The sequence below is a fragment of the Micromonospora sp. NPDC049139 genome (assembly GCF_055586845.1).
On record NZ_JBVJHK010000001.1, the window covers coordinates 43,496 to 68,471 of the forward strand.

Below are 24,976 nucleotides of genomic sequence, written 5' to 3' on the forward strand. Positions count from 1 at the left end.
TCAATAAGCATTTCAATGAAAAACTTGAGGCATGGACGTCGACGAAATGAAGCACTACATCTGCCGGACCTTCGCCGGGGTGACCGCACCCGAGGCGAACGGGGACACCTTCTTCCTCTATGACCCGCAACGGGACCTGCCGGCCGAGCGGCAGTTGCCGTTCGCGACGATCGTGACCGGCGACCACTACGACACCGCCTCCGCGTTGAGCCGACCGGGCTTCTGGCGGCTCAACATCGGGTTGACCCGGTCCGGGTACGCGGCCCTGTTCGGGGCCCCGTCGCGGCGGGGTGAGCACGGCGAGACGGACGCGCGCGTCGACCACGCGGCGACGGACGTCGTGCTGCCGCATCCGGTCTACGCTGCGCAGCACTGGGTGTGCGTGGTGAACCCCGGCGAGGCGACCCTGGACACGGTGCGCACGCTGCTGGCCGACGCGTACGACTTCGCGGTCCGCAAGCACGCCAAGCACCGGGCCCGCCGCACCCCGTCCTGACCGGACGGTCTCCGGGCCGGCCGGCGCGTTCCGCCTCGGGTGTCGCACCGCGGGGCCAGCTTCGGCGGGTCTGCCGTAGGGGCAGGCCCGCCGAGGACGAGGTGGCACCGCACATGTCGCGTAACACGCAGACCATCGAGACCTAGCTGGACGGCTTCCGGAAGAACCTGCCGACGCTCACGTCACCGGCCACCACGTTTGCCCCGCAGGGGCGTCCTTGACGAACACGATCCCGTCATTGCTTGCCAGGTGGGCCGGGTCGAGCGGGGCGTAGCCGAACCAGGGGGACACGCGGGGCGCGGGCGTCACGTCGTCGAGGGCGACGACCAGCCGGCGGGCGTCGACGACGTATCGGTCCTCCGGGAGCGCGTACAGGAGCCCTTCGACGGTGTCCGGGGGTGGAGTGTCCACACCGCGGTGGCGGATCGTGCCGAGGGCCGTGGCCAGGAAGGCGTACCCCTCGCCCAGTCGGGCGCTGACGATCGCGCCGGCGCTCCACCATCGCACCGGCAGGCCGCCCATCTGCATCCTGCTCTTGTCCCGCTGGAGATGCCCGTTGTGGGCGTGCGCCAGCGCCGGGCCCCGTTCGGCGATGGCGAGCAGGTTGGCGGCCATCATCGAAGCCCGCCCGCCCAGCAGCCGCGCCATGCGGCTCGGTGACGTGTCGGCCATCCAGAAGTGGTACCGCAGCAGCCCGGTGGCGGTACGACCGTAGATGCGTGCCCGGTCCCAGTCGTCGGGTGAGGACGCCGCGATCAGGTGTGGCGTCTGCGCGTCGAGCAGGGCTACCAGATCGTCGGCGAGCAGCCGCAGCTGTCTGGCCTCGGGCGTCTGCCCCACGGACTGGGACGGGTCCAGCATCGCGGCGGGATTGGTCCACCGGTCGTCGGCGCCGATCAGGCGGTCGAGCGTTTCCGGGGTGCAGGGAAGCAGGTCGGCGTCAACCCAGGCGGTGAGGTAGGCGTGGAGCGCGGTGAGGGCCTGCCGGGGGCTCGCGGCGCCGGTGATCTCCAGCGGGCCGTCGAAACCGGCGAAGCGCAGCCGCTCGGACGCGGACCGTCCGTCGTTGTACGCGCGCATCCAGCTCACCAGCTCGCGGTTGGCCGCGGACGCGCCGAACCCGTGGCTGAAGCCGCGCTCCATGACCTCGTCGAGGGTGCCCATGCCCGAGGCGACGTAGTCGTCCACGACCAGGCCCATCAGGCAGTCGCTCTCGACAGCGATCGTCTGGTAACCCTCCCGCTCGACGAGTTGCCGGAAGAGCTCGTTTCGCACGTCGAGCAGGGCGTCCTCGCCGTGGGTGGGCTCGCCCAAGGCGAGCAGTCGGGGCCGAGCCGGAAGCAGCCCCATGACAGCGGCAGCGTCAACGACATGAGCGGTGTCTGTGATACCGGTGATCATGCCTTAAACGGTATCGTTGAACCGACGGTTGAAAGTTATGCGCGACATCGGCGGGACAGTGCGGCAGAACCCTCAAAACGGCAGACAGCTCAGGCCGGTTGACCTGGCGCGCCGGCACGGTCTGTCCACGCAGGCGATCAGGAACTACGAGGCGGCCGGCATCCTTCCGGGCGCCGAACGCACCCCGCACGGCTACCGCACCTACACGTCACTGCACGCGCACGCCCTGCGCGCGTTCCTCGCCCTCGTGGCCGGGCACGGCCACCAGACCGCCACGGCGATCATGCAGGCGATCAACCGGGACGCGACCGAGGACGCGCTGCGGCTCGTCGACGAAAGTCACGCCCAGCTTCTCGACGACCGCCGCACCCTCCAGGCCGTCGAAGCCGCGCTTCGTGACCTCAGTCCCGTACCGCAGGAACGCGGCGACACGTTCGTCGGGCCCCTGGCGGGGAGGCTGGGCATCCGCCCAGCCACCCTGCGTAAATGGGAACGCGCCGGCTTGGTGCAACCGCGCCGCGACCCGCAGACGGGCTACCGGGTCTACAGCGCGGCCGACGTGCGTGACGCCCTACTCGTCCACCAGCTCAGACGAGGCGGCTACCTGCTGGAGCAGATCGCCCCGCTGATCGTTCAAGTCCGCTCCGCCGGAGGCGTCGCGCCCCTTGAATCGATGCTGCGCGACTGGCATGCCCGCCTCTCGGCCCGCAGCCGCGCCATGCTCACCGGTGCCGCAGCACTGGACGCCTACCTCGGCTGCCGACCGGACCCCGCCCGGAGCCAGGCCGACTTGCCACCAGTTCCGGATCGTTGACGCGGTAGCCGTGGCGCTCGGCCGGATCGAAGGACCCGACCGGTGCTCGCTCGTGACACGACCTCTCCCTACCTGCACGAGGCCGATTACGCGCGGCCTCGAACGCGGTATGACCGAACGCACGTCGGCAGCCCAGCAGAGCCGACGGGAGCGTCGGCTTCATTTCGGTTGCGCAGGCGTAATCAGTTGGCGGGCTTACCGAACCAGCGGGAGAGGTGGTCGTCCAGGTCCTGCTGATCGTCGCCGATCCAGGCGACGTGGCCGTCGGGGCGTAGCAGGACGCACGGAACATCCAGTCCCGCAGTGGGATCGCCGAGGTAATCGACCCGGTCCGACCAGCCGCCGACGGTCAGGCGTTCGGTGCGGTCCAGCAGCAGGCCGCGGCCGCGATGCAGCAGACCGTAGAGGTGGCCCTGTTTCACGTCGATGTCGCGCAGGCGGCGGCCGAGCAGGTCGGGGCCTTCGCCGAAGTCGTAGCGGATGCCGATCGCGGTGATTTTCTCGATCAGATAGCGGTTCACCTCGTCGAAGTCCATCAGTTCGGTGAGCAGCCTGCGCACGGCCTGCGGGCCCGGTTCGGTGGACGACAGTTCCATCTGGGCGCGGGTGTTGTCCAGCACGTCCTCGGCGACCGGATGACGTTCGGCCTGGTAGGTGTCCAGCAGTGTCTCCGGCGCCCAGCCGCGGATCTGTGCGGCCAGTTTCCAGCCGAGGTTGAATGCGTCCTGAACGCCCAGGTTGAGGCCCTGTCCGCCGGTGGGTGGATGGACGTGTGCCGCATCGCCGGCCAGCAACACCCGCCCGACCCGATAACGTTCGGCTAGCCGGGTGGCATCCCCGAAGCGGGACAACCAGCGTGGGGAGTGAACGCCGAAATCGGTTCCGGCGATGGCGCGCAGCTGTTGTCTGAAATCCTCGAGGGTGGGCGGTTCCGCACGATCGCTGACTCCCGCGGCAGGGACCACGACGCGATAGACCCCAACACCTGCAGACCTGAGGCTGAATCGCTTGTCGGTCTCGCCGATTTCGGTCACCTTGGCGGCGATCTCCTCCTGCGGCACCCCCACTTCCATCTCGCCCATCAGCGTCTCGGTCCGCGAGGGCTCGCCGGGGAAGCCGACGCCGAGCAGTTTGCGCACCGTACTGCGCCCGCCGTCGCAGCCGACGAGATAGCGCGAACGCAGCTGTTCCCCGTCGGCCAGCTCGACGGTCACACCGTCGTCGTCCTGCTCGAAGTCGGCCACCGCGCAACCGTGCCGGACCTGCGCACCCAGTTCGATCGCATGCTCCTCGAGCAGGTGAACGATGACCGGCTGCGGGATGCCCAGCAGATAGGCGTGCGCGGAATCCAGGCCCTCGGGCGCGGGTTTGTTGATGGCGGCGAAGAAGCCGCCGGCCGGACGCTGTCTTCCGCGTGCGAGAATGCGCTCCAGCAGTCCGCGCATTGCCATCAGCTCGACACTGCGAACATGCAGACCGACTATGCGGACGAACGACACGGGCTCGGTTTCCTTCTCCAGGACGAGTACCCGCACGTCGTGCAGCCGCAGTTCGGCGGCCAGCACCGCACCAGTCGGCCCGCACCCGGCAATGATCACGTCGAACATGAGGGGCGCGCGATCGGCGCCGGCGGCCGGCAATGGGAGTCCGGGGACGTCGCCCACGGTGGAGTCGCGCTCGACCGTATCGGTCGACGACGGCTCGGCGGTGAACTGCGAAGAGTGCATCGGTGTTGCCCTTCGGGAGTGCCTTGTTGGCAAGGCGCTCCCGGCGACACCTACGTCAATCGCCCGACCGTGACGGGAAGGGGGAGCACCCACATCGATACAGCGTTCATGGGGTCTCACCTCCTCGGGCGGTGTCACGGGCAACTGCAAGCTACAAGCCGAGCATCATCCCGTCCAGTCCTTTCCCCGTCACGTGATCACGACTCCGAACGGGCCAGGGCGGTTGCAGGGCGAATCCGGCGTGGCGGTCCGGCTGGTTCCGGTCACGGTCGACGGTCTGATCCTGGCTGCTCCCGAGGCGGACCGGGACCGCGACCATCCGCGCCTGGCTCGCCCGGCACCCATGCTTCCACCTGCACTTCATCCCGACCGGATCCTCATGGATCAACCAGGTCGAACGCTGGTTCGGCTACCTTACGCAACAGAAGATCCGCCGCGGCGCCCACAGAAGCGTCCAGAGCCTCGAGGCCGACATTCGGGCGTGGACCACCGACTGGAACAGCAATCCACGCCCGTTCGTCTGGACCAAGACCGCCGACGAGGTCGAGCGCCTGCGCCCGTCGCAGAGCCGCCCGGGTCGGATTATCGGATTATCGGTAATGGCAATCCGATAATCCATGCGGACAAGGCCGGCAAACCGGACGCACATCATAATGACTGTTCTTGTGTAACAGAAGGCCCAGGGCTACCGGTGCGTCATCTGCGGCAAACACGAGAGCGAACTAAGGGTCAGGTCCCGAGGCCGGCCAAGACTTGACGGGACGCCGAACTCCGAGCCGTTCCGCCTCGTCGTGGACCATTGCCCCGACTCCCGGCGGGTGCGCGGCCTGCTCTGCACCGAGTGCAACGTTGGCCTCGGCGCGTTCCAGGACTCGCCCGAGGAACTCATGGCGGCTGCCCGCTACCTCCTCGCACGGGACGCGTCGCTCATGCCGGAATCGAGCCCAGCGATGGAAGCGTGATCTGGCGGGGCGGTACGCACTGGGGGACGGCGGCCGAGATCGCCGCCGCCCTCGGCCCCGACATCACCCCGGCCGCATCCGCGGCTGGGCCCGCGCAGCGACAGGCGCAGCACCAGACCGCCGACTCGGCGCCCGAGGACCGCCAGATGCAGGTGCCACGCAAGACGGCCATTGCAGTGCAGCAGCCCGCTCATGGCTCGAAACCCAGCCGACCGCCAGTCTGCGGCGGGGTTCAGGCTACGAGCAGGCGAAGGCCGAGCTCTGCTGCGTCGAGAGCGACGAGGTCGCGGTTGCGTTCGGCCCACCGGCCTGAGACAAGTTCCGCACGGAGGCTGCGCACGGCCCGCTGCTCGGCCTCCGTGCCGACTCTGGCCCATACCGATACTCCGCGGCGTACGTGATCATCCAGGTACGCCTCGGGCCGACGCCAGTAGGCCTCGAAGAGGCCGTCGGCGCAGTCCCACGGAATGAGCACCGGCTCCACGCGGGCTCCGATCGCGCGGGCCTGCTCGGTCAGCGAAGGTCGGCCGGCGAGAAGGTCTGCGACCTCGGGTAGGTAGTCGCGGGTGAGCCAGAACCGGCGGCGCCATCCGGTGTCACTGGCGTCATGCGTGAACACCACCACGCGGCGGGCCACGCGCCGCATCTCGCGCAGCCCGGCGATCGGGTCCGGCCAGTGGTGAACGGTGGAAACAGCCATCGCGGCGTCGAAGGACTGGTCCTCGAACGGGAGGCTCTCCGCCGCGGCGGCCACGCACGGCGCTGCGCCGGCGGGGCGCTGCGCCCGCATGAGCGCCGACGGTTCCACCGCGGTGACGTCACGGTCGGGGGGCTCGTAGGAGCCGGTGCCGGCCCCGACATTCAGTACCGTCCGCGCATCGCCGAGCGCGGCCCAGATCCTTGCGGCGATCCGCGGCTCGGTGCGCCGCGTCACGGTGTAAGTGGCTCCGATGGTGTCGTACAACTGCCCGCTGGACATGTCGCTGCCTCCCTGACTGTCACCATCCCACGCCGCGCGTGGTCTGGCCTCGCCGCCCTGGATCGAGAGCGATAGACGCCGGGCAGCACGCCGTCACCTGAGCGTCCTGCGTGTCGGACAGCGCGTCGAGTGAGCCCGACGTAGCGGGTGTCGACCAGCGCCACGGGCGTTGTCGTCGGCGGCGGCCCGGCGGGCGCCCTGCCGCGGGTCAGGGTCAATTCGGGTGGGCGCGTCCGAGGGCACCGGCTCTGCCCCACCGCCCGGGGATGTGGAGCAGTTCGATCCGGCCCATGCTCGGGGGCACGGCCGGTCTGGTCACCAGGTGCTCGCCGCGTGGCTCCATGCCGAGCATGGTGCGCAGCAGCAACAGGGGGGTGCCGGTGGACCACGCCTGTGGGCTGCACGCCGTGGGGTACAGCACGGGATATCTGGTCAACGTCCGCTCGTAGCCGCCGAACGCCTCGGGCAGCCGCCCGTCGAAGTGTTCCGCAGCGTCGATGATTCCCTCGGCGATGTGCCCGGCCTCCCGGTGGAAGCCGTAGCGGCGTAGCCCCCAGGCGATGAAGGAGTTGTCGAACGGCCAGACGGTGCCGACGTGGTAGCCGATCGGGTTGTAGCGTCCCTGCCCCTGCGCGAGGGTGCGTACGCCCCAGCCGGAGAACAGTTGGGGGCCGAGCAGGTGTTCGGCGATCTTTCCAGCTCGGGATCCGTCGACAATGCCGCTCCACAGGAGGTGGCCGATGTTGGAGGAGAGGGCGTCGACCTGGCGGCCGTCGCCGTCGAGGGCGAGGGCATAGTACTCGCCGTCGGAGACCCAGAAGTCGCGGTTGAAGCGTTCCTTGAGTTCGGCCGCCTGTTGTTCGAGGCGGTCGGCGTACGCGGGGTCGTGCCAGAACTGGCGGGCCAGGCGGGCGCCGCGGATCTTGGCGTCGTAGGCGTAGCCCTGTAGTTCACACGTCGCCCGGGGCAGGCCGGCCAGCCGGCCGTCCCGGAACGAGATCGAGTCCCAGGAGTCCTTCCAGCACTGGTTCTCCAGCCCGTTGAGCTCGTTGCGGCGCTGGTACCAGACGTAGCCGTCGCCCATGATGTCGCCGTACTCGTCGATCCAGTTCAGGGCGGCTCTCGCGGAACGTTCGAGACGCCGAACCGTGGCGGAGTCGCCGGTCCACCGTTCGTACTCGTCGAGCAGGATGACGTAGAGAGGCGTCGCGTCCGCGCTGCCGTAGTACGGCGAATGGGGCTGCTCCTCGAACGCGGTCGTCTCCCCGTACCGGAACTCGTGGAGGATCTTCCCCGGTTCCTCCTCCCGGAAATCGTGCAGGACGACACCCTGCCTCAGGGCAAGCATGCGTAGCGTCGTGGCGGCGAGGTCGGGCGCGAACGGCAGCGCCTGGATGCTGGTGAGGATGCTGTCCCGGCCGAAGATCGCCATGAACCACGGCAGGCCGGCGGCGGGGATGGCATGTGCGCCGGCGGTCAGCGGCGCGAAACGCAGCGCGGAGAGGTCGGCCAGGCTGCGCCGGTAGGTCATCGCCAACGTGGGGGAGTCGCAGGTGAGGCGGGGTGCCTCCGCGAGCCAGTCGGCCAGGTCCTGCCGGATCTCCGCTCGGGCCCGACCGGGTCTGCCCTCCAGGCTCTCCCGAAGGTCGCGCCCGCCCAGGCCCAGCGCCTGCACGTGCAGCTCGGTGGTCCACTGACCGTGGGGTCCGAGCCGAACGTGGTACGTCAGCCCCTGCTCGTCGAGTCGGGCCGGCACAGTGGACGAGACCAGGGTCTCCCGGCAGAACCCCTCCCGCTGATAGCCGAGACGTAGGCACCCGGCATCAACCCGGGTGTAGTACGTCCCGGACTTGTTCCGCACGTCCTTGATCTCGAAAAGGTCGGCGAAGTCGCTCTCGACGTCGATCCGGATCCGCAGGTCGACGGGCTCGGGTTCGTGGTTGATCACCGTCAGCCGCTCGGTGAAGCTTCCACCGATGGAGCGGTCGCGAACGGCCGAAACACCGACGTCGACGAGCGGATTGGGGAGGGCCGGGACGACGACCATTCGACTCTCGAAGAATTCGACCTCCTCGACGGTGAGCGCCTTGACTCGCTCGTCGTTGATGGACAGGATCCATTTCGACAGGAAACGCGTGTCGAACGAGAAGAAACCGGTCGGGAAGGTGGGGGACGCGTCGATGTCGCCCGTCTCCTCGCTGACCACGAACGTGTTGCCGTCCAGCAGCCGGACGAGACCGTCGCTCATGCCGCACGTCTCCGCTCACGGCCGAAATCCCGAGGGTGACGGGCTCCGGGCGGTGCCGGTAGGAGCCGATTGAAGATGCGGAACAGCCGGACATCGCCCTCCGTTCTGACCTCGTTGCGCAACCACGCAGGGTATATCTGTAACTGGCCATCGATGATCCGGTCGAAGGTGGCCCGGCTGCCGTAGAAGACACAGTCGGCCTCGCCCCCATCCCGCGAAACGTGGACATCGCCCTGTTCGATCGCCACGAACCAGCGGTCGACGCCGTGCTCGTGCGTGAGGTCGAACCGCATGGTCGCGGTGGCTTCCTCGACGAGGGTTTCGTGGCCGCGACGGGCGAGCGCTTGAAAGAAGCTCGTGGTGGGATCCGACACGTCCGCCTCCCTCCGGTGGTGCCGAGCCAGGATGAGCCGCGTACCCACCCTGACCGGGAGCGAGGCATGGCCGCATCACCCGGATCGGATGATTTCCCCGCGCCGCTCGCGGTCGCGGTTCCAGGAGCGGTGGGCCGCCGCGGGAAGCGGTCAGGGGCGCGCGCCCCCGAAGCCCAGCAGGACAGCGAGGCCCAGGGCGCTGCGCGGGGCGTACGGCACCCGCCACAGGCCGCCGTGCGCCGCGGCGTACGCCTCGTCCTGCCACGGGTGCGGCAGCGACGGCCCGCCGGTGCGCAGGGCGTGCACCAGCAGCGCGGCCATCAGCGTGTTGCTGGTCGCCGGCTCGAACACCTCGATGCCGAACCGGTGCGCGCCCGCGTACGCGGCGGCCAGCGCGCGGTTGCGCAGCACCGAGCGGGTGCGGGTGGGTGGCGCCACCGCGAACGACACGGTCGACCCGGCGTCACGGGCCACCGTCGCCCGCCACCGTTGCAGCCGCTTCGCCAGCGCGTAGTTGGGCCCCTGCTGGGGGACGAGGCTGTCGTTGACGCCAGGGTCGACGCCCGGCGGGTAGTTGCGGTGCAGGAGCCTGCCCCCGGAGGCGACCCGCAGCGACCGGCGGACGATCCCGCGCGCCGCGTAGCCCCGTTCGGCGTGGCGTACCGCGTCGCCGGGGACGGCGAAGACGTCGGTGGGGGTGGCCAGGAAGGCGAGCGCCACGTCGTCGCGACGGTCCTGCAGCCGCAGCGTGAGCGCGTCGACGGCCGTGGCGACCCGGACGTTGGTCGCGCCGTCGGCGTAGACGTAGTTGCCGAGCACGAGCCGGCCGTCGACGCCGAGCAGCCAGTCGGCCACCTGCGGGAGGTTGTGCAGCAGGTCGGCGCCGGCGCGGGCGGCCAGCGCCTCGTCGTCGGGGCCGGTCCCGGCGGGCACGGGCAGGTGGAGCCGGCCGCCGCAGCGGCGCGTCGTGTGCAGCAGCCGCCGCCAGATCTCCGGCCGCGGCAGGTCGACGGCGATCACGTCGCCGCCCCAGCGCAGCACGGACGGCAGCGGGCCCATCTCGGCGCCCGCGCCGAGCACCACGATGCGCTGGTCGCGCAGGTCGAGCCAGTCGGGGTTCGCCATGACGGCGCGTACGGCCTCGGCGCAGGACGGCTCGACGACGCCGGCGGTGACCCAGGCGTCGAGCCGGCGGCGCAGGTCGTCGCCGCGCAGCCGCTGGCCCCGGTACGGCAGGGACAGCTCGCGCTCGACCTCACCGGTGCCGGCGACCGTCGCGGTGTGCAGCGGCGCGACGTCGGTGGCGGTGGTGAACACCTCGCCGAGGCCGATCTCGGTGCCGTCGGCGCGGACCACGGTCATCCGGCGGTGCAGCGCGGCGAGCCCGTCCCGGGCGATGGTGACCGCGGCGTCGCGGGAGAGTAGTCCGGCCTCGACGAGCCGCCGGAAGTGCCCGAGGTATCCGTGCCGCCAGTTCGTCTCGTGTTCGGCCGAGCGCGCGCCGACCGCGTCGACGGCACGCAGCGCGTCGGCGACGACGGCCCGCCCGAGCGCGGAGGTGCTGCGCCCCGCGTCGGTCTTGGGGAACACCACCCCGGTCGGACCCTCCACGGCCACCATCCTTCCGCCCGGCCCGTCGGGCCGTCCTCGGTCGTCGGGTGCCACTCTGCCCTACCCGGTTGCGCGGCGCAGAGCGGGCCCGACGCGGGCGTACGGGCCGTGAGTCGCCGGAGCGGGCCCCGGTCGCCGGTCAGCCGCGGTGGCGTACCTCGGTGTCCCAGATCGCGGCCCAGGGACGCCGCAGGCCGCGGCAGACCCAGATCGGCCCGCCGTTCTCGTCGTTGTCGACCTCGACCCGCTGGTCCACCCGGCCGGCGAGGGTGACCTCGGAGAACCAGCTGCGCAGCCGGTCCGGCCGCGTGAACCCGACCGCGAGCACCACGTCCGCGGTCTCCGGCGGGCGGCCGAAGGCGGCCATGCTGTTGTGGCCGGAGTAGGCGAGCGGCAGGTCGCGCGCCGGGCCGTACCGGGCCACGGCGCCGGCCTCGCCGTAGTTGGCGGTGAGAATGACGGCCCGCTGCCGCTGGTCGGCGGGGAGGCCACGGTGGACGGTGGCGAGCGAGTCGGCGAAGGCGGGCCAGCCGATGGTCTCGCCGGCGTCGTAGTTGGCCGCGACGACGAAGCCGGGCAGCCGGTCGGCGGGCAGGACCGGCAGCAGCAGCACCGCGCTGCTGACAGCGGTCAGCACGGCGCCCACGGTCAGCAGGGCCCGGCGCGGCAGCACGCGACCCCGGGCGGCCCAGCCGGCGGTGACGATCGCCCCGGCGGCGGTGAGCACCAGCAGCAGCGGGGCGTCGTAGTAGCCCTTGCCGCCGGCGAGCAGCACGATGGCGACCACCACCAGCCAGGCCCACCCGACGGCCCGGTAAGCCCGCCAGGCCGGCCGGCGCAGCAGCGTCACCAGCCCGGCGACCCAGATCGGCACCGTGAAGGGGCTGATGATGGCGACCTGGAGGACGAGCGCGTCGAGCCGGCCACTGTAGGAGCTGTCGCCGCCGGCGATCGAGGCGGCCACCGACAGCTGCGGGAAGTCGTGTGCCGCCTGCCATGCCACGGTCGGCGCGGCGAGCAGCAGGAAGACGGCCGCGGCAGCGAGCACCCACCGGTCGCGCAGCAGCGGCCGCGGCCCGGCGATCAGGAGCCCGGCCAGCAGGCCCACGGCGAGCAGGGCCGGCAGCAGCTTGTTGAGCATGCCGACGCCGAGCGCGAGCCCGACGCCAAGAGCCCAACGGCTGTCCCCGGTGCGCAGCATCCGCACCGTGCCCAGCGCGGCCGCCAACCAGACCAGCAGGTCGACGCTGGTGGTGCTGAGCAGGTGACCGCCGGCGAGGACGATGCCGGCGGTCGCGGCGAGAAACGCGGCGTAGGTCTGCGCGCCTCGCCCGGCGCCGAACTCGCGGGCGATCGCGGCGACCAGCAGGACCGCCGCGCCGCCGATCAGCGCCGACGGGGTGCGCAGCGCCACCAGGCTGCCCGGGGCGATCGTGTCCGTCAGCCGGGCCAGCGCCGGGACCAGGGGGCCCTGGTCGACGTAGCCCCAGTCGAGGTGCTGGCCGCAGAGCAGGAAGTACAGCTCGTCGCGGTGGTAGCCGTAGCGGCCGGAGAGCAGAAGGAGCACTGCCGTCGTGGCCGCCGCGACCGCCCAGGGGCCGGTGGCCTGGGGACCACGTGGGCGGGGACGGTCGTCCGCGGGCGTCGCGCGGCGGGGTGTCCGGGCGGCGACATCGGCGACGGGATCGGCCATCCGCACATCATCGCCCCGCACGGCCGGCCCGCGCTGCCCCGTCGGGGGTGGATCCCGCGTGGGTCCGTGCCCTCGTCGAACCCGGCCGTACCCGCTCGGCGGTCCGCATCCGCCCCCGGCGGCGCCGGCTTCCCGCGGTGGGTCAGGTCCGCGTCGGGACGCGCAGTCGGCCGTCGACCATCTCGGCGACCTCGTCGACGCGGTCGAGATGCCCCCGGTCGTGGGTGACCAGGACGGTGGCGGTGCCGCGCTGCCGGGTGAGCTCGGTGAGCAAGTTGATGATCGCCGCGCCGCGCTCGTGGTCCAGCGCACTGGTGGGCTCGTCGACGAGCAGCACCGCCGGGTCGTTCATCAGGGCGCGGGCGATGTTGACCCGCTGGCGTTGCCCGCCGGAGAGCTGGTGCGGGCGGCGGTCGGCCTGCCCGGTCAGCCCTACCGCGGCCAGCAACCGGGCGGCGCGGTCGCGTCCGGCGCGGCGGGAACCGCCGCTGAGGTGGGCGATCACCTGCAACTGTTCGGCGGCGGTCAGCGAGGCGATGAGGTTGGGCTGCTGGAAGACGATTCCGACCTTCGCGCGTCGCAGGGCGGTCGTCTGGCGACGGCTGAGGCCGGTGGTGTCGGTGCCGGCGATGACGACCCGGCCCGAGTCGGGGGTGATCAGGGTGGCGGCCACCGCCAGCAGGCTGGACTTGCCGGATCCGGACGGGCCGATGACGGCGGTGGTGGTGCCGGCCGGCACGCTCAGGCTGACCCGGTCGAGCGCGGTCAGGCGGGTGTCCCCGTCGCGGTAGGTCAGCGTGACGTCGGACAGGTCGAGGCTCATCGGGCACTCCCCAGGGCGGTCAGCGGGTCGACGGAGGTGATGCGGCGGACGGAGAGGGCGGCGCCGGCCGCGCCGAGCGTGATCGTCACGGCGGCCGGCAGCAGGACGGATCCGGCGGTGAGCGCGAACGGCACGGCGCCGGCCGCCGCGGCGCCGATCGCGACGGCGAGCCCGGTGCCGACGGCCGTGCCGGCGAGCAACAGCGCCAGGGCCTGCCCGAGGGCGTCGCGCAGCAGGTGGCCGGTGGTGGCACCGAGCGCCTTCAGCACGGCGATGTCGGGGCCGCGTTGGATGGTCCACACGGTGAAGAACGCGCCGATGACCAGGGCGGAGATCGCGAACAGCATGCCGCGCATGAGCTGGAGCGAGCCGTTCTCGGCGGTGTGCGAGCCGATCGCGGACAGCGCCGCCGTACGGGTCACGGTGCGGGTGTCCAGCTGCCGGTCGGCGTCGGCCAGGTCGGCGTCGGGGGCGGTGGTCAGCGCGATGACGGTGGCGGAGTCGTCGGCGGCGCCGGGGGCCAGGTGCTGCCAGTCGGCCAGGTCGGTCCAGATGACCGGGGTGTGGCTGTGGGAGGCGTCGCCGGCCACCGCGGCGACGGTCAGTCGCCGACCGCCGACGACCACGTCCTGGCCCGGCCGGGCGGCCAGGGCCTCGGCCGCCCCCTCGGACAGCACGGCCTGCCCGGCGGCGACGGCGCCGGGGGCCAGGTGCGAGTCGGGCGCGACGCCGAACGCGGACAGCGCGGCGGTGCGGTCGCCAGCGCTGACCCTGGTGGTGGTGATGCCGAGGGGGGCGGCGCTGCGCACCCCCGGGACGGCCCGCCAGCGCAGCCACTGCTCCCGGGTGACGGTCGACTCGGTGAAGGAGAGCTTCTGCCCGTCGGCCGGAGCGGAGAACACCAGGTGGTCGGCGGGCAGGTCGGTGATGGCCGAGGTGCTGTCCCGGCCCAACCCGGCGGTCAGGCCGGACAGCAGGACGACCAGCAGCGTCATCAGCGTCACGACCGTTCCCATCAGGGCGAACCGGCCCTTGGCGAACCGCAGATCTCTCCACGCGACGAACACGAGCGCAGCAACCTTCCGTTGGTGGGCGGGGCCGCGGTGGCGGCCCGGCACCAACCCTCGCCCGATCCACGCCGGTCGGCATCGCGCCGCGGATCGTGCCGGTGGCGTCGAAGTGCGCACGTCAGGATCAACCCTTTGGTTGATGGCGGCGGCCGTGCACGCCCTAGCCTGGAGTCATCGTGAACCCGGAATCGCTCACCCGGCCGCTGCGCGTGCTGCGCGTCTGCCTGCACCTGCTGGTCGGGGGTCTGCTCGTGGTGGTCGCCGGACGTGCCCTGGCAGGGCAGGCCCCGCACCGCGCCGCCGTGCTCGCCGTGTCGGCGGCGCTGGCCGTCGGCTACGCCGTCGGTGCCGCGTTGCCGCCGGTCCGCCGGTCCCGTCGCGCGGCGGCGGCGTGGCTGGCGGCGCTGACCGTCGGGTGGCTGGTGCTGCTCGGCCTGACCCCGGACGGGGTGTGGCTCGCGTTCCCCCTGTTCCTGCTGCACCTGCACCTGCTGCCGGTCCGGTGGGGGATCGTCGCGGTGGCGGCGACGACGGCGGCGGCGGTGGGTGGCGTGGTCGCCCACCAGGGGGCGATCACACCGGGCGTGGTGCTCGGGCCGGTCCTCGGCGCCGCCGTCTCCGTCGGCACGGTGCTGGGCTACCAGGCGTTGTACCGGGAGAGCGAACACCGCCGGCGGTTGATCGAGCAGCTGACCGCCACCCGCGGCGAGCTGGCCGCCGCCGAGCACGCCGCCGGCGTCCTGGCCGAACGCGAACGCCTGGCCCGCGAGATCCACGACACCCTCGCGCAGGGGCTGTCCAGCATCCAACTGCTGCTGCGCGCCGCCCAGCGGGCCCTGCCGGAGCGGGTGGACGTCGCCGGCGACCACGTCGAGCAGGCCCGCCGGACGGCGCAGGACAACCTGGTGGAGGCCCGTCGGTTCGTGCGTGCCCTGGCGCCGCCCGGGCTCGACGGCGGCTCGCTGCCGGCGGCGCTGCGGCGGCTGTGCGCCACGACCGCCGCCCGCTCTGGGCTGGCGGTGGACTGTGACCTCGACGGGACGGCGGTGCGCCTGCCGACTCCCCACGAGGTGGCGCTGCTGCGCATCGCCCAGTCCGCGTTGGCCAACGTCGTGCACCACGCCGGGGCGACCCGTGTCGAGGTGACGCTGCGATACCAAAAGGACGGCGTCGTCCTGGCCGTGGTCGACGACGGCAGTGGCTTCGACCCCGGCGCCGTCGCCGGTCGCGGTGACGGCGGGTTCGGGCTGGCGGCGATGCGGGCGCGGGCCGAGGAACTGGGTGGCACGCTGACCGTGGAGTCGACGCCCGGCCGGGGCACCGCGCTGACCGTCGCCTTCGCCCACCCGTACGACGGGGCACCGGTGGGCGCATGAGCGATCCGATCCGGCTGCTGCTGGCCGACGACCACCCGGTCGTCCGGGCCGGCCTGCGCGCCGTCCTCGCCACCGAACCCGACCTCGAGGTGGTCGCCGAGGCCGCCACCGCAGAGCAGGCCGTCGTGCTCGCCGAACCGGACCGGGTGGACGTGGTGCTGATGGACCTGCAGTTCGGTGCGGGCATGCACGGCGCCGAGGCCACCGCCGCCATCACCGCGCGCGCGGGCGGCCCGGTCGTGCTGGTGTTGACCACGTACGACACGGACGCCGACATCCTCGCCGCGGTCGAGGCCGGCGCGTCGGGGTATCTGCTCAAGGACGCCCCGCCCGAGGAGCTCGCCGCGGCGGTGCGCGCCGCCGCCGCCGGCAGGTCGGCTCTCGCCCCCGCGGTCGCCCACCGGCTGATGGACCGGATGCGTGCCCCGGGCACCGCGTTGAGCCGTCGCGAGACCGAGGTCCTCCAGCTCGTCGCCGACGGGCTGTCCAACCAGCAGATCAGCAGGCGGCTGCACGTCAGCCACGCCACCGTCAAGACGCACCTGGTCCACGTCTACGGCAAGCTCGGGGTCGACTCCCGTACCGCCGCCGTCGCCGCCGCCCGGGCCCGCGGGTTGATCCGCCGCTGACCGGCGGGCGACGTCGGGGGATGACAGGAGTCGCCGCCGCCGCGAGGATGACCGGGTGAGAAACGAGCCGATCGGGCTGGCGAGCGCGCTCGCCAGCTTCACCGAGCTGTGGAGCCCGCGCGTCGTCACGCGGGTCAACGACTACGACGTGCGGATCGCGAAGGTCGCCGGCGAGCACGTCTGGCACGCGCACGACGACACCGACGAGTTCTTCCTGGTGCTGGAGGGAGAGCTGCGCATCGCCCTGCGCGACGGCGACGGCGGCGCCGAGCGGGAGGTGGTGCTGCCCCGGGGCGCGGTGCACGTGGTGCCGCGCGGGGTGGAGCACCGCCCGTCGTCGCCGGGTGGCGCGTCGATCCTGATGTTCGAGCCGTCGGGCACCTCCAGCGTCGGGGACCGGCACGACCCGGTCCCCGACCACGTGGACGCCACGACGGGTCACCCGCTGTGACCGTTCACCGCGCGGCGGTCGCGAGGGCGCCGTCGCGCGGTGCCGTGGTGAGTCGTCGTACGCCGGGCACGGCGGCGGTGCCGGCGCAGGCGACGAGGACCAGCGCGCCGGCCGTGAGCAGCGGCATGCCCTCGCCCCAGGCCCGCGCCGCGATCGGCGCGAGGGCGTAACCCAGCGGCATCGCGCCGAGGGAGACCAGCCAGTCGTACGAGGTGACGCGGGCGAGGACGTGGGGCGGGAACTGCCCCTGCACGACGGTCTCCCACACGGGGTTGAGGTAGCCGAGGGCGGTCAGCGCGACGCCGTAGGCGACGACGACCAGCGGGGCGGGGGCGGCGACGGCGAGCAGGGCCAGCGGCGCGGCGTAGCTGGCGAGGCCGAGGTTGGCCACCAGCACCGGGCGGCGGGGGCGGATCCGGGCGGCGAGCAGCGAGCCGACGAGCATGCCCACCGCGCCGGCCTGGAGCATCAGCACCCAGACGCCCTCGCCGCCGAGGCGTCCCACGGCGACCGCCGGGCCGAGGGTCGTCAGGACGGCGGCGGCGCCGTTCCAGACGCCGTGGCCGAGCAGGCTGGTCCAGAACCAGTCGCGGCTGCGGACCTCCCGCCAGCCGTGGGTCAGGTCGGCGAGGATGCTTCGTTTCGGCATCGGGACGTGGCGGACCCGGACGACCGCGAGCAGCAGCGCGCTGAGCGCGAACGTCGCGGCGTCGAGGACGAACGCCCAGCCGGGGCCGGCGGCCCAGATCAGCGCGCCCGCGAGGGCGGGCCCGGCGAGGCGGCTGGCGTTGGCGGTGACGCCCATCAGCGCGTTGGCCTGTTGCCGTTGCGTCGCGTCGACGGTGCCGGCGATCAGGGGCGAGGCGGTGGGCAGGGCGAACGCGCCGGCGGCGCCGCCGACGGCGGCGGCCACCGCGATCACGCCGAGCGACGCCTGGCCGAGGAGTTCGAGGCCGACGACGAGTTGCGCGAGGCAGCGTACGAGGTCGGCGAGGATCGCGACGCGGCGGGCGTCGAGTCGGTCGGCGAGCACGCCGCCGAGGGGCAGCAGGAGCAGGCGGGGCACCATCGCGCAGGCCAGCACGAGGGCGAGGGCACCGGTCGAGCCGGTCGCGCGGAGCACGGCCAGGGCCAGGGCGGCGGGCACGACGGCGTCGCCGACAGCGGAGACGGTGCGGCCGAGGAAGAGCAGCCGGAACGGGCGTACGCGGAGGGGATGAGTCACCGCACCACCATACTTCGACATCGAATCTTTCGACAACGAATATTTTGGCGGCGACATAGGGTGGGTCCATGACCGACCACGACCGCGTCGACCGCCACGTCGAGCGCTGGCTGCCGATCCTGCCGACCCTCGACCCCGACGTCGAAGGCGCGGTGACGCGGATGCAGTTCCTCACCCGGCACCTGCGCGAGGTCAAGGAGCGGACCCTCGTCGACCTGGACCTGCAGGGCCACGAGTACGACACCCTGCACGCCCTGGCCGGCCGAGGGGGCCGGGCCGCCCCGTCGGACCTGGCGCGTGACATGGCGATGGCTCCCGCCTCCGTCACCGCCCGCGTCGACGCGCTGGTCCGGCGCGGCTTCGTGCACCGGATCCCGTCCACCACCGACCGGCGGCGGGTCGACGTGGAGCTGACCGAGGCGGGCCGGGCCGCCTGGCGGGGGGCCATGGACGTCGGAGGCGCCGAGGAGCACCGGCTGCTGGCCGCCCTCGCCCCGGACGAGCGGCGACTGCTGTCCGACCTGCTGCGCCGGGTCGTGCTGCGCGCCGAGGCCCCGGGCGACTGACCAGCGGGCGGAAATGCCGTGGCGGCGGGCGTACGCCGGCTGGCAGGGTGACCGGCATGACAGCGCAGGCTCTGGCGGGAGCGCTCGCCGACGACGTACGACGGCGGGTCTTCGCGGCGATCGTGCTGGGCGGCGCCGACGCCCCGGCGGTGGCCGAGCGCACCGGGCTGCCCGCCCGGCAGGTGGTCACCGCGGTCCGGCGGCTCGTCGACGCCGGCCTGGTGGCCGACGACGACGGCGAGCTGCGGGTGGACGCCGACCGGCTGCGGGAGGCCGCCCGCACGCCGGCGGAGCCCCGACCGGCGGGGGAGCCCGCGGACCGGGTGCTGCGCACGTTCCTGCGCGACGGCGCCCTGGTCGGGTTGCCGGCGCAGCGCGGCCGGCGGCGGGTGCTGCTGGCGCACGTCGCGACGTCCTTCGAGCCAGGGGTGCGCTATCCGGAGCGGGCGGTGGACGAGGTGCTGCGGCGGTGGTGCGAGGGCGGGGGTTCCGACCACGTGACGCTGCGGCGGTACCTGGTCGACGAGCAGTTGCTGGCCCGGGAGCAGGGCGTCTACTGGCGCATCGGCGGCTGATCGTCCGCGCCGCGAACCGTCTGCCCCCGGACCACCCGCCGTGGCGGCGGATATTCCCTTGCCCGGCCCGTGATGATCGACGGGTGACGACGACAGACTGGACCGTGGCCCCGACCCGTCCCGACCACCCGGACGCGGCGGTCCTACTCGAGGCGTACTACGAGGAGATGGTCCGCCGCTACCACGGCCGGCCGGTCCGCCCGGGCGAGGTCGCGGCGGCGATGGCCGACGATCCGAGCCACGACCTGACCGCCCCCACCGGGTTCCTCCTCGTCGCCCACCGCGACGGACGCCCGGCCGCCTGCGCCGGGCTGCGGTTCCGGCCGGACTGGGCGGAGCTGACCCGGGTGTACGTGCGTCCCGCGCACCGCGGTCGCGGCGGTGGCGCGTTCCTGCTCGCCGCCGTCGAGGAACGGGCCCGCGCCGCCGGCGTCGCCCGGATCCGGCTGGACACCCGCAGCGACCTCGTCGAGGCCCGAGCCCTGTACGCCCGGCACGGCTACCGGGAGATCCCGGCGTACAACGACGGCGTCTACGCCGAGCACTGGTTCGAGAAGGTCGTCCAGTTGACGACGTCCGCGCCACGCGCTAAATAGAGAAGTGGCAAGTTGAGTCACCAGGACTCAACTTAGGACCTTCGGCCAGGAGAACCGAGGAGGCAGGACCATGTTGATGCGCACCGACCCGTTCCGTGAGATCGACCGGCTCACCGAGCAGTTCTTCGGCACCGCCGCGCGCCCCGCGGTCATGCCGCTGGACGCCTACCGCGACGGTGACTGGTTCTACGCGGCGTTCGACCTGCCCGGCGTCGACCCGGACAGCATCGACTGCACGGTGGAGCGCAACGTGCTGACCGTCCGCGCGCAACGGCACCGGCCCACCGGCGACAGCGTCGAGCTCGTCGCCGCCGAACGCCCGATGGGCACCTTCACCCGGCGGCTGTTCCTCGGCGACACCCTCGACACCGACAAGCTCGAGGCCGGCTACGACAACGGGGTGCTGACCCTGCGGATCCCGGTGGCGGAGCGGGCCAAGCCCCGCCGCGTCACCATCACCGCCACCGCTGACGGCAACGGCCGCAAGCAGATCAACGCCTGAGCATCCGCCGGGGGCGGGGCGGCCGGCGCGCGCCGCCCCGCCCCCGCGTCACGACCCGGGACAGGCCGGGCGGCGCGCCGCGGGCGGATAGAGCGCGGCCAGGGCGTGCGCGGTGGCGGTGAGCCGGTCGCGCAGCTCGGCCGGCGCGAGCACCTCCACCTGCGCGCCGAGCTTGAGCAGCTCCACGTGGCCGTGCTTCACCGACTCGATCGGCACCGCCGTGTGCACCCAGCCGGCCGGGTCCGGCTCGGAGGCCGCCGCCCGCGCCGCCCGGCTCATCGCCGGCGGCAGGACGTGCGCCGCCAGCTCCAGCGCGGCCGTCGTCATCCGCACCCGGGCCTCGTCCCGGTACACGCCGCGCTCGTACCGGTCGGCGTGCTCCTGCCAGCAGCGGGCCAGGTCGAAGCCGTCCGGGCGGTCGAACCGTTCGTCGAGGACGGTCAGCGCCAGGACCGCCGCGACCCGGTAGGTGCGCACCTGCCCGTCCGCGTCGGCCACCAGGTACCAGCGGCCGGCCTTGAGTACCACACCCAGCGGGGCCAGCGTCCGGGTCACCTCCCGCGGGGCCTTCCACCGTCGGTAGCGCACCTCGACGCGCCGGTCCTCCCACACCGCCCGGGCCAGCTCGGCCAGGTGCGGCGTGGGTTCGGGCTCCCGGAACCAGGTGGGGGCGTCGAGGTGGAACCGCTGCCGGATCCGGCCGCCCCGGTCGGCCAGCTCCGCCGGCAGGGCGGCGCGCAGCTTCAGCTCGGCGGCGGCGAGCACCGACCCGAGGCCCAGCTCGGCGGCGGGGCCGGGCATGCCGGCCAGGGACAGCGCCTCCGCCTCGCCGGCGGTCAACCCGGTGAGGCGGGTGCGGTAGCCGTCGACCAGCCGGTAGCCGCCGGCGGGGCCGCGATCGGCGTAGACCGGCACCCCGGCGGCGCCGAGCGACTCCACGTCCCGGTAGACGGTGCGCACCGACACCTCCAGGGCCTCGGCCAGCTCCGGGGCTGTCATCCGACCCCGGGTCTGCAGGAGCAGCAGCAGGGAGACCAGCCGACTCGCGCGCACCGCCCGACCGTACCGCCCCCGGGCGGCGGCAGACCGGTCGCCGGGGGCGGTCGAGCCGTGGCGGGGCACCCTCGTGATGGCCACGCAACGGCGCCTGGCTCGCCGAGGCGGTCGGCTTCCGCCGGCGCTGGTGGATGGTCGACGAGCCGGCGGCGGTGCCGATCACGTATGGCGCGCCTCCTCCCGTTTGCCAGCCGGAGCTGGGAACCTTTTTCACATGCTGTCCCCGAACGTCCCGGCGCGGTCCCGCCAGTCGCCCCCGCCGGCCCTGCCCGTCGGGCCCACCGACTTCACCGAGGCGTGGCTGCGCAACCGGCGGCTGTCCGAGCACACCCGCGACGCGTACCGGCGGGACGTCGCCGGGTGGCTCGCCTGGTGCGCCGCCCGTGAGCTGGACCCGCTGCACGCGAACTTTTTGCACGTCAACGAGTACGCCCGGGGGCTGGAGGCGACGCTGGCCGCGCGCAGCGGCAAGCCGCTCACCCCGGCCACGGTCGCCCGCCGGCTCTCGGCCCTGTCGAGCTGGTACGACTTCCTGGTCAAGCTGCGGGCCGTGGACGCCAACCCGGTCGCCGGCGCCGACCGGCCCCGCATCGACCGGGACCACTCCGCCACCGTGGGGCTCAGCCCGGAGGAGGTGGACGCGCTGCTCGCCGCCGCCGAGGCCGACACGGGGCCGACCGCCGCCCGCAACCGTGCCGCGATCGCGCTGCTGGCCGACCTCGGGCTGCGCGTCGGGGAGCTGGTCTCGCTCGACCTGACCGACCTCGGCGCCGAGCGGGGCCACCGCAGCGTCCGGTTCGTCGGCAAGGGCGGCAAGTCCCGCCGCCGCGCCCTGACCCCCGGCACCGCGTACGCGGTCGACGCGTACCTGGCCCAGCGGGCTGTCGCCCAGGGCGTGGCGGTGCACGAGCTGACCGGCCCGCTGCTGGTCACCGCGACCGGGGCCCGGCTGGACCGGCACGCCGTGTTCCGGCTGGTGCGCCGGCTGGCCCGGGCGGCCGGCATCGCGGCCTGGGCGAAGCTGTCGCCGCACTCGCTGCGGCACGCCTTCGCCACCACCGCCCGGGCCGAGGGGGTCCCGCTGGAGGACGTGCAGGACGCGATGGGCCACGCCGACCCGCGCACCACCCGCCGCTACGACCGGGACCGGCACAACCTCGACCGCGACCCCGCGTACGCCATCTGGGCGGCCCGGGCCCGTCGCCGCGGCTGACACCGACGTCTGCGCGCCCGGTGGTGCCGCGCGGCGTTTCCTTCGCGCGCCGCACCACCGGGCGCCTGCCGTGGGCCGCAGTCGGACGAGGGCACGGAAGGCCCGGCCGCCCTGCGGGTGGCCGCCGCCTGGACTGGGTCAGCCCTGCGGGCGGGGGCAGATGCAGAACGGCTGCCCGGCCGGGTCGGTCAGCACCACCCACCGGTCGCCGCCGGGCTGGAAGTCCGGCTTCGTGGCACCGGCGGCGACGAACTCCTTCTCGGCCTGCGCGAGGTCGTCGACGTACAGGTCGAGGTGGTAGCGCTTGCCGGCGTCCTCGTCCGGCCAGGACGGCGGCCGGTACCCCTCGACCAGGCCGAAGCCCACGGCCACGCCCCCGGCGGTGACCATCGCGTACTCCGGCTGGCTGTGGGTGATCTCCCCACCGAGGACGCGCTGCCAGAACGCGGCGTGGGCGACGGGGTCGGGGCTGTCGAGGTTGACCATGGCGAGGTCGGCGGTGACTGTCATGCCCGACAGTCTGCCGCGCGTACCTGACATCCACTGTCAGGTACGCGCCCACCTCGCGGCGGTCTACGGGTCCGCGAGGGCGAGCAGGCGGCTCAGCGCGCCGATGCCCTCCTGGGTTCCGGCCGCGACCAGCACGTCGCCGTGGGCGAGGACGTGCCGGTCCCCGGGTGCCGTGATCGTCCGGCCCGCGCGGAGCACGGCGATGACGGTCACACCGCCGGTACGCGCGACGGCCTCGGCCAGGGGCCGGCCGTCGTAGGGCGACGCGGCCGTGACCGGCAGCTCGGCGACGCTGATCGCCTTGGGGTGCCGCTCCAGGTGCGTGACGTGGTCGACGGTGGCGACCGGGTGCAGCAGCTCGGCCACCTCCTGCGCCTCCGCGGGGCTGAGCGACAGCGACCGCTCGACGGTGTCCGGATCGCCGGGCGCGTACAGGACGAGGTCGCGTCGCCCGCCGCGGTGGCAGATGACCCCGAGCAACCGCCCCTCGCGGGTGTGCACGGTGTAGCCGACGCCGATGCCGGGCAGCGGGACACGTTCGATCTGCATCATTGCCTCCTGTCCTGGGACGGTGCGGTGTGCGCCTGGCCGGTCTCGCCGAACCAGGTGGCCAGCCGCCCGGCGCGCGCGACGGCCCGCAGGCGCCGTTCGGTGGCGTCGCGTACGGGTGGGGTGGTGAGCACGACGAGCTGGTCCCCGACGCGTAGCCGGGTGTGGTGGTCGGGCACGAAGGTGTCGTCGCCGCGGACGACGAGGGTGGTCGCGGCGGGCGGCGGCAGCCGCAGCTCGGGCAGGTAGACGCCGTGCAGGCGGGAGCCGGCCTCGACGGTGACGTGGATGAGGTCGGCGTCCATGGCGTCCAGCGGCGCCAGCTCGATCTGCAGGTCGGGCCCGACGTCGCGCGACGCGAGGCGGAGCCGGCGCGCCAGCCAGGGCAGCGTGGGCGCCTGGATGACCGTGAACACCACGACGAGCACGAAGACGATGTTGAAGACCTGCTCGCTGCCCGGAGTTCCCGCGACGACCGGAATGGTGGCCAGCACGATCGGCACGGCGCCGCGGAGCCCGGCCCACGACAGGAAGGCCTGTTCGCGCAGGGGGATGCGGAACGCGGCCAGCGAAACCAGCACGGACGCGGGCCGGGCGAGCAGCAGCAGGGCCGTGCCGACCACGATCGCGGGGACGATCGCGGCGGGCAGCTCGCTGGGCGTGGCCAGCAGGCCGAGCATCACGAACAGGCCGATCTGGGCGATCCAGCCCAGTCCCTCGGCGACCGAGTGGGTAGCTCGCCGGTGTGCCAGGCCGGCGTTGCCGAGCACCAGCCCCGCCAGGTAGGCGGCGAGGAACCCGCTGGTCTGGGTCAGGCCGGCGACCGCGAACGCCAGCACTCCGCAGGCGACCGTCGCGATGGGGTACAGGCCGGAGGTCGGCAGGGTCAGCCGCCGCAGCAGCCACACGCCGGCCGCCCCGGTCACCACGCCGATCGCGCCGCCGGCGACCAGCTGGTAGGCCATCGTGCCGATCAGCGGCAGGGGGGCGACGGTGTCGAGGGTGGCGGCGCTGAAGGTGAGCACCAGGATCAGCGTCGGGGCGTCGTTGAGCCCCGATTCGGCCTCCACCAGGCTTGTCAGTCGTCGGGGCAGCGGCACCGACCGCAGGACGGAGAACACCGCCGCCGCGTCGGTGGACGACACGATCGCCCCCAGCAGCAGCGCCATCCGCCAGTCGACGTCCAGCAGCAGGTACGCCGCCCCCGCGGTGACCGCGACGCTGACGAACACGCCGACGGTGGCCAGCACCGACGCGGGCGCCAGCACGCCGCGTACGTCGCTGAACCTGGTGGTCAGGCCGCCCTCCACCAGGATGACCGCCAGCGCCGCCAGGCCCAGGGCCTGCGCCAGGGCCGCGTCGTCGAAGGGGAAGCCGGCGACGTCCTGGCCCAGCAGCAGGCCGACGCCGAGGTACGCCAGCAGGACCGGCATGCCCAGCCGGGTGGCCAGCCGGGCCGCGCCGACGCTGGCCAGGACCACGCCGGTGCCGACGGCCAGCGTCACGTACAGCTCGCCGAGGTTCACGTCG

23 protein-coding genes and 3 pseudogenes are annotated in these 24,976 nt (G+C 73.2%); 12 read left to right on the forward strand and 14 right to left on the reverse strand.

All coding sequences use genetic code 11. The annotated features are described in order from the left end of the window. Window positions 1–31: 31 nt before the first annotated feature. Entirely contained in the window at window positions 32–496 is a 465-nt protein-coding gene (locus ACZ6Q9_RS00225) for a DUF6194 family protein (protein WP_396827067.1), read from the forward strand. A 177-nt stretch (window positions 497–673) separates the two neighbouring features. Here ACZ6Q9_RS00225 and ACZ6Q9_RS00230 read toward each other — a convergent pair whose 3' ends face one another. Next, window positions 674–1,846 (reverse strand): erythromycin esterase family protein, encoded by a 1,173-nt coding sequence (locus ACZ6Q9_RS00230; RefSeq protein ID WP_396827065.1) that lies wholly within the window; start codon window positions 1,844–1,846, stop codon window positions 674–676. 88 nt (window positions 1,847–1,934) lie between these two features. Between ACZ6Q9_RS00230 and ACZ6Q9_RS00235 the strand changes: the two genes are divergently transcribed. Then, entirely contained in the window at window positions 1,935–2,711 is a 777-nt protein-coding gene (locus tag ACZ6Q9_RS00235) for a TioE family transcriptional regulator (protein ID WP_396827063.1), read from the forward strand. Window positions 2,712–2,893: 182 nt separating this feature from the next. Here ACZ6Q9_RS00235 and rox read toward each other — a convergent pair whose 3' ends face one another. Beyond that, window positions 2,894–4,318: a rifampin monooxygenase gene (gene rox, locus ACZ6Q9_RS00240; protein ID WP_393262600.1), complete on the reverse strand. Its 1,425-nt coding sequence runs from the start codon at window positions 4,316–4,318 to the stop codon at window positions 2,894–2,896. A 446-nt stretch (window positions 4,319–4,764) separates the two neighbouring features. Here rox and ACZ6Q9_RS00245 point away from each other — a divergent pair. After that, a pseudogene (locus ACZ6Q9_RS00245) lies at window positions 4,765–5,052 on the forward strand (hypothetical protein); the annotation flags it as partial. A gap of 75 nt (window positions 5,053–5,127) precedes the next feature. Then, a pseudogene (locus ACZ6Q9_RS00250) lies at window positions 5,128–5,400 on the forward strand (endonuclease domain-containing protein); the annotation flags it as partial. 232 nt (window positions 5,401–5,632) lie between these two features. On the opposite strand, the pseudogene ACZ6Q9_RS00255 reads toward ACZ6Q9_RS00250, so the two are convergent. The 7 genes and pseudogenes from ACZ6Q9_RS00255 to ACZ6Q9_RS00285 form a co-directional block, all read right to left on the reverse strand. Continuing rightward, window positions 5,633–6,367: pseudogene (locus tag ACZ6Q9_RS00255) on the reverse strand (class I SAM-dependent methyltransferase); the annotation flags it as partial. Between the two features lie 226 nt (window positions 6,368–6,593). Next, window positions 6,594–8,627, reverse strand: a complete 2,034-nt coding sequence (locus ACZ6Q9_RS00260) for an amylo-alpha-1,6-glucosidase (protein WP_393449983.1) — start codon at window positions 8,625–8,627, stop codon at window positions 6,594–6,596. After that, window positions 8,624–9,001, reverse strand: a complete 378-nt coding sequence (locus ACZ6Q9_RS00265) for an SCP2 sterol-binding domain-containing protein (RefSeq protein ID WP_393449986.1) — start codon at window positions 8,999–9,001, stop codon at window positions 8,624–8,626. Before ACZ6Q9_RS00265 ends, ACZ6Q9_RS00260 begins: the two co-directional genes overlap by 4 nt. A gap of 150 nt (window positions 9,002–9,151) precedes the next feature. Beyond that, window positions 9,152–10,612: a hypothetical protein gene (locus tag ACZ6Q9_RS00270; RefSeq protein WP_393449989.1), complete on the reverse strand. Its 1,461-nt coding sequence runs from the start codon at window positions 10,610–10,612 to the stop codon at window positions 9,152–9,154. Between the two features lie 139 nt (window positions 10,613–10,751). Further along, window positions 10,752–12,305, reverse strand: coding sequence for an ArnT family glycosyltransferase (locus tag ACZ6Q9_RS00275; RefSeq protein WP_393449992.1), 1,554 nt, complete (start codon window positions 12,303–12,305; stop codon window positions 10,752–10,754). A gap of 142 nt (window positions 12,306–12,447) precedes the next feature. After that, window positions 12,448–13,128, reverse strand: coding sequence for an ABC transporter ATP-binding protein (locus ACZ6Q9_RS00280; RefSeq protein WP_396827060.1), 681 nt, complete (start codon window positions 13,126–13,128; stop codon window positions 12,448–12,450). Beyond that, window positions 13,125–14,195, reverse strand: coding sequence for an ABC transporter permease (locus ACZ6Q9_RS00285; RefSeq protein ID WP_393449998.1), 1,071 nt, complete (start codon window positions 14,193–14,195; stop codon window positions 13,125–13,127). The genes ACZ6Q9_RS00280 and ACZ6Q9_RS00285 overlap by 4 nt, the downstream gene beginning before the upstream one ends. Before the next feature lie 179 nt (window positions 14,196–14,374). On the opposite strand from ACZ6Q9_RS00285, the gene ACZ6Q9_RS00290 reads away from it, so the two are divergent. Genes ACZ6Q9_RS00290 through ACZ6Q9_RS00300 form a run of 3 tightly spaced genes read left to right on the forward strand, consistent with a single transcriptional unit; the run spans window position 14,375 to window position 16,654 of the window. Continuing rightward, window positions 14,375–15,574 carry a sensor histidine kinase gene (locus ACZ6Q9_RS00290; protein ID WP_396827058.1) on the forward strand — a complete coding sequence of 400 codons (1,200 nt, stop codon included), beginning with the start codon at window positions 14,375–14,377 and terminating at the stop codon, window positions 15,572–15,574. Continuing rightward, complete coding sequence (locus ACZ6Q9_RS00295) at window positions 15,571–16,203, forward strand: response regulator (RefSeq protein ID WP_393450004.1); 633 nt, start codon at window positions 15,571–15,573, stop codon at window positions 16,201–16,203. Before ACZ6Q9_RS00290 ends, ACZ6Q9_RS00295 begins: the two co-directional genes overlap by 4 nt. Window positions 16,204–16,258: 55 nt before the next feature. Further along, window positions 16,259–16,654 (forward strand): cupin domain-containing protein, encoded by a 396-nt coding sequence (locus ACZ6Q9_RS00300; RefSeq protein ID WP_393261895.1) that lies wholly within the window; start codon window positions 16,259–16,261, stop codon window positions 16,652–16,654. Window positions 16,655–16,658: 4 nt separating this feature from the next. Here the strand turns inward: ACZ6Q9_RS00300 and ACZ6Q9_RS00305 are convergent, their stop codons facing one another. Next, window positions 16,659–17,879 (reverse strand): MFS transporter, encoded by a 1,221-nt coding sequence (locus ACZ6Q9_RS00305; RefSeq protein WP_396827055.1) that lies wholly within the window; start codon window positions 17,877–17,879, stop codon window positions 16,659–16,661. A gap of 68 nt (window positions 17,880–17,947) precedes the next feature. On the opposite strand from ACZ6Q9_RS00305, the gene ACZ6Q9_RS00310 reads away from it, so the two are divergent. The 4 genes from ACZ6Q9_RS00310 to ACZ6Q9_RS00325 all read left to right on the forward strand — a co-directional run bounded on the left by ACZ6Q9_RS00310 (window position 17,948) and on the right by ACZ6Q9_RS00325 (window position 20,118). Next, complete coding sequence (locus tag ACZ6Q9_RS00310) at window positions 17,948–18,445, forward strand: MarR family winged helix-turn-helix transcriptional regulator (RefSeq protein ID WP_393261891.1); 498 nt, start codon at window positions 17,948–17,950, stop codon at window positions 18,443–18,445. 56 nt (window positions 18,446–18,501) lie between these two features. Beyond that, a complete protein-coding gene (locus ACZ6Q9_RS00315; protein WP_393450010.1) occupies window positions 18,502–19,020 on the forward strand; it encodes a DUF2087 domain-containing protein in 519 nt (172 codons plus the stop codon). Window positions 19,021–19,103: 83 nt separating this feature from the next. Then, window positions 19,104–19,616 (forward strand): GNAT family N-acetyltransferase, encoded by a 513-nt coding sequence (locus tag ACZ6Q9_RS00320; RefSeq protein WP_396827053.1) that lies wholly within the window; start codon window positions 19,104–19,106, stop codon window positions 19,614–19,616. Between the two features lie 70 nt (window positions 19,617–19,686). Then, entirely contained in the window at window positions 19,687–20,118 is a 432-nt protein-coding gene (locus ACZ6Q9_RS00325; RefSeq protein ID WP_396827051.1) for an Hsp20/alpha crystallin family protein, read from the forward strand. Between the two features lie 48 nt (window positions 20,119–20,166). Here ACZ6Q9_RS00325 and ACZ6Q9_RS00330 read toward each other — a convergent pair whose 3' ends face one another. After that, a complete protein-coding gene (locus tag ACZ6Q9_RS00330) occupies window positions 20,167–21,171 on the reverse strand; it encodes a helix-turn-helix transcriptional regulator (RefSeq protein ID WP_393450019.1) in 1,005 nt (334 codons plus the stop codon). 217 nt (window positions 21,172–21,388) lie between these two features. Between ACZ6Q9_RS00330 and ACZ6Q9_RS00335 the strand changes: the two genes are divergently transcribed. Further along, complete coding sequence (locus ACZ6Q9_RS00335) at window positions 21,389–22,387, forward strand: tyrosine-type recombinase/integrase (protein ID WP_396827049.1); 999 nt, start codon at window positions 21,389–21,391, stop codon at window positions 22,385–22,387. A gap of 138 nt (window positions 22,388–22,525) precedes the next feature. Here the strand turns inward: ACZ6Q9_RS00335 and ACZ6Q9_RS00340 are convergent, their stop codons facing one another. The 3 genes from ACZ6Q9_RS00340 to ACZ6Q9_RS00350 form a co-directional block, all read right to left on the reverse strand. Then, window positions 22,526–22,897, reverse strand: coding sequence for a VOC family protein (locus ACZ6Q9_RS00340; protein ID WP_393261874.1), 372 nt, complete (start codon window positions 22,895–22,897; stop codon window positions 22,526–22,528). Window positions 22,898–22,960: 63 nt separating this feature from the next. Next, complete coding sequence (locus ACZ6Q9_RS00345; RefSeq protein ID WP_393450025.1) at window positions 22,961–23,446, reverse strand: cation:proton antiporter regulatory subunit; 486 nt, start codon at window positions 23,444–23,446, stop codon at window positions 22,961–22,963. Beyond that, entirely contained in the window at window positions 23,446–24,972 is a 1,527-nt protein-coding gene (locus tag ACZ6Q9_RS00350; protein WP_393450028.1) for a potassium/proton antiporter, read from the reverse strand. Before ACZ6Q9_RS00350 ends, ACZ6Q9_RS00345 begins: the two co-directional genes overlap by 1 nt. Window positions 24,973–24,976 lie beyond the last annotated feature (4 nt).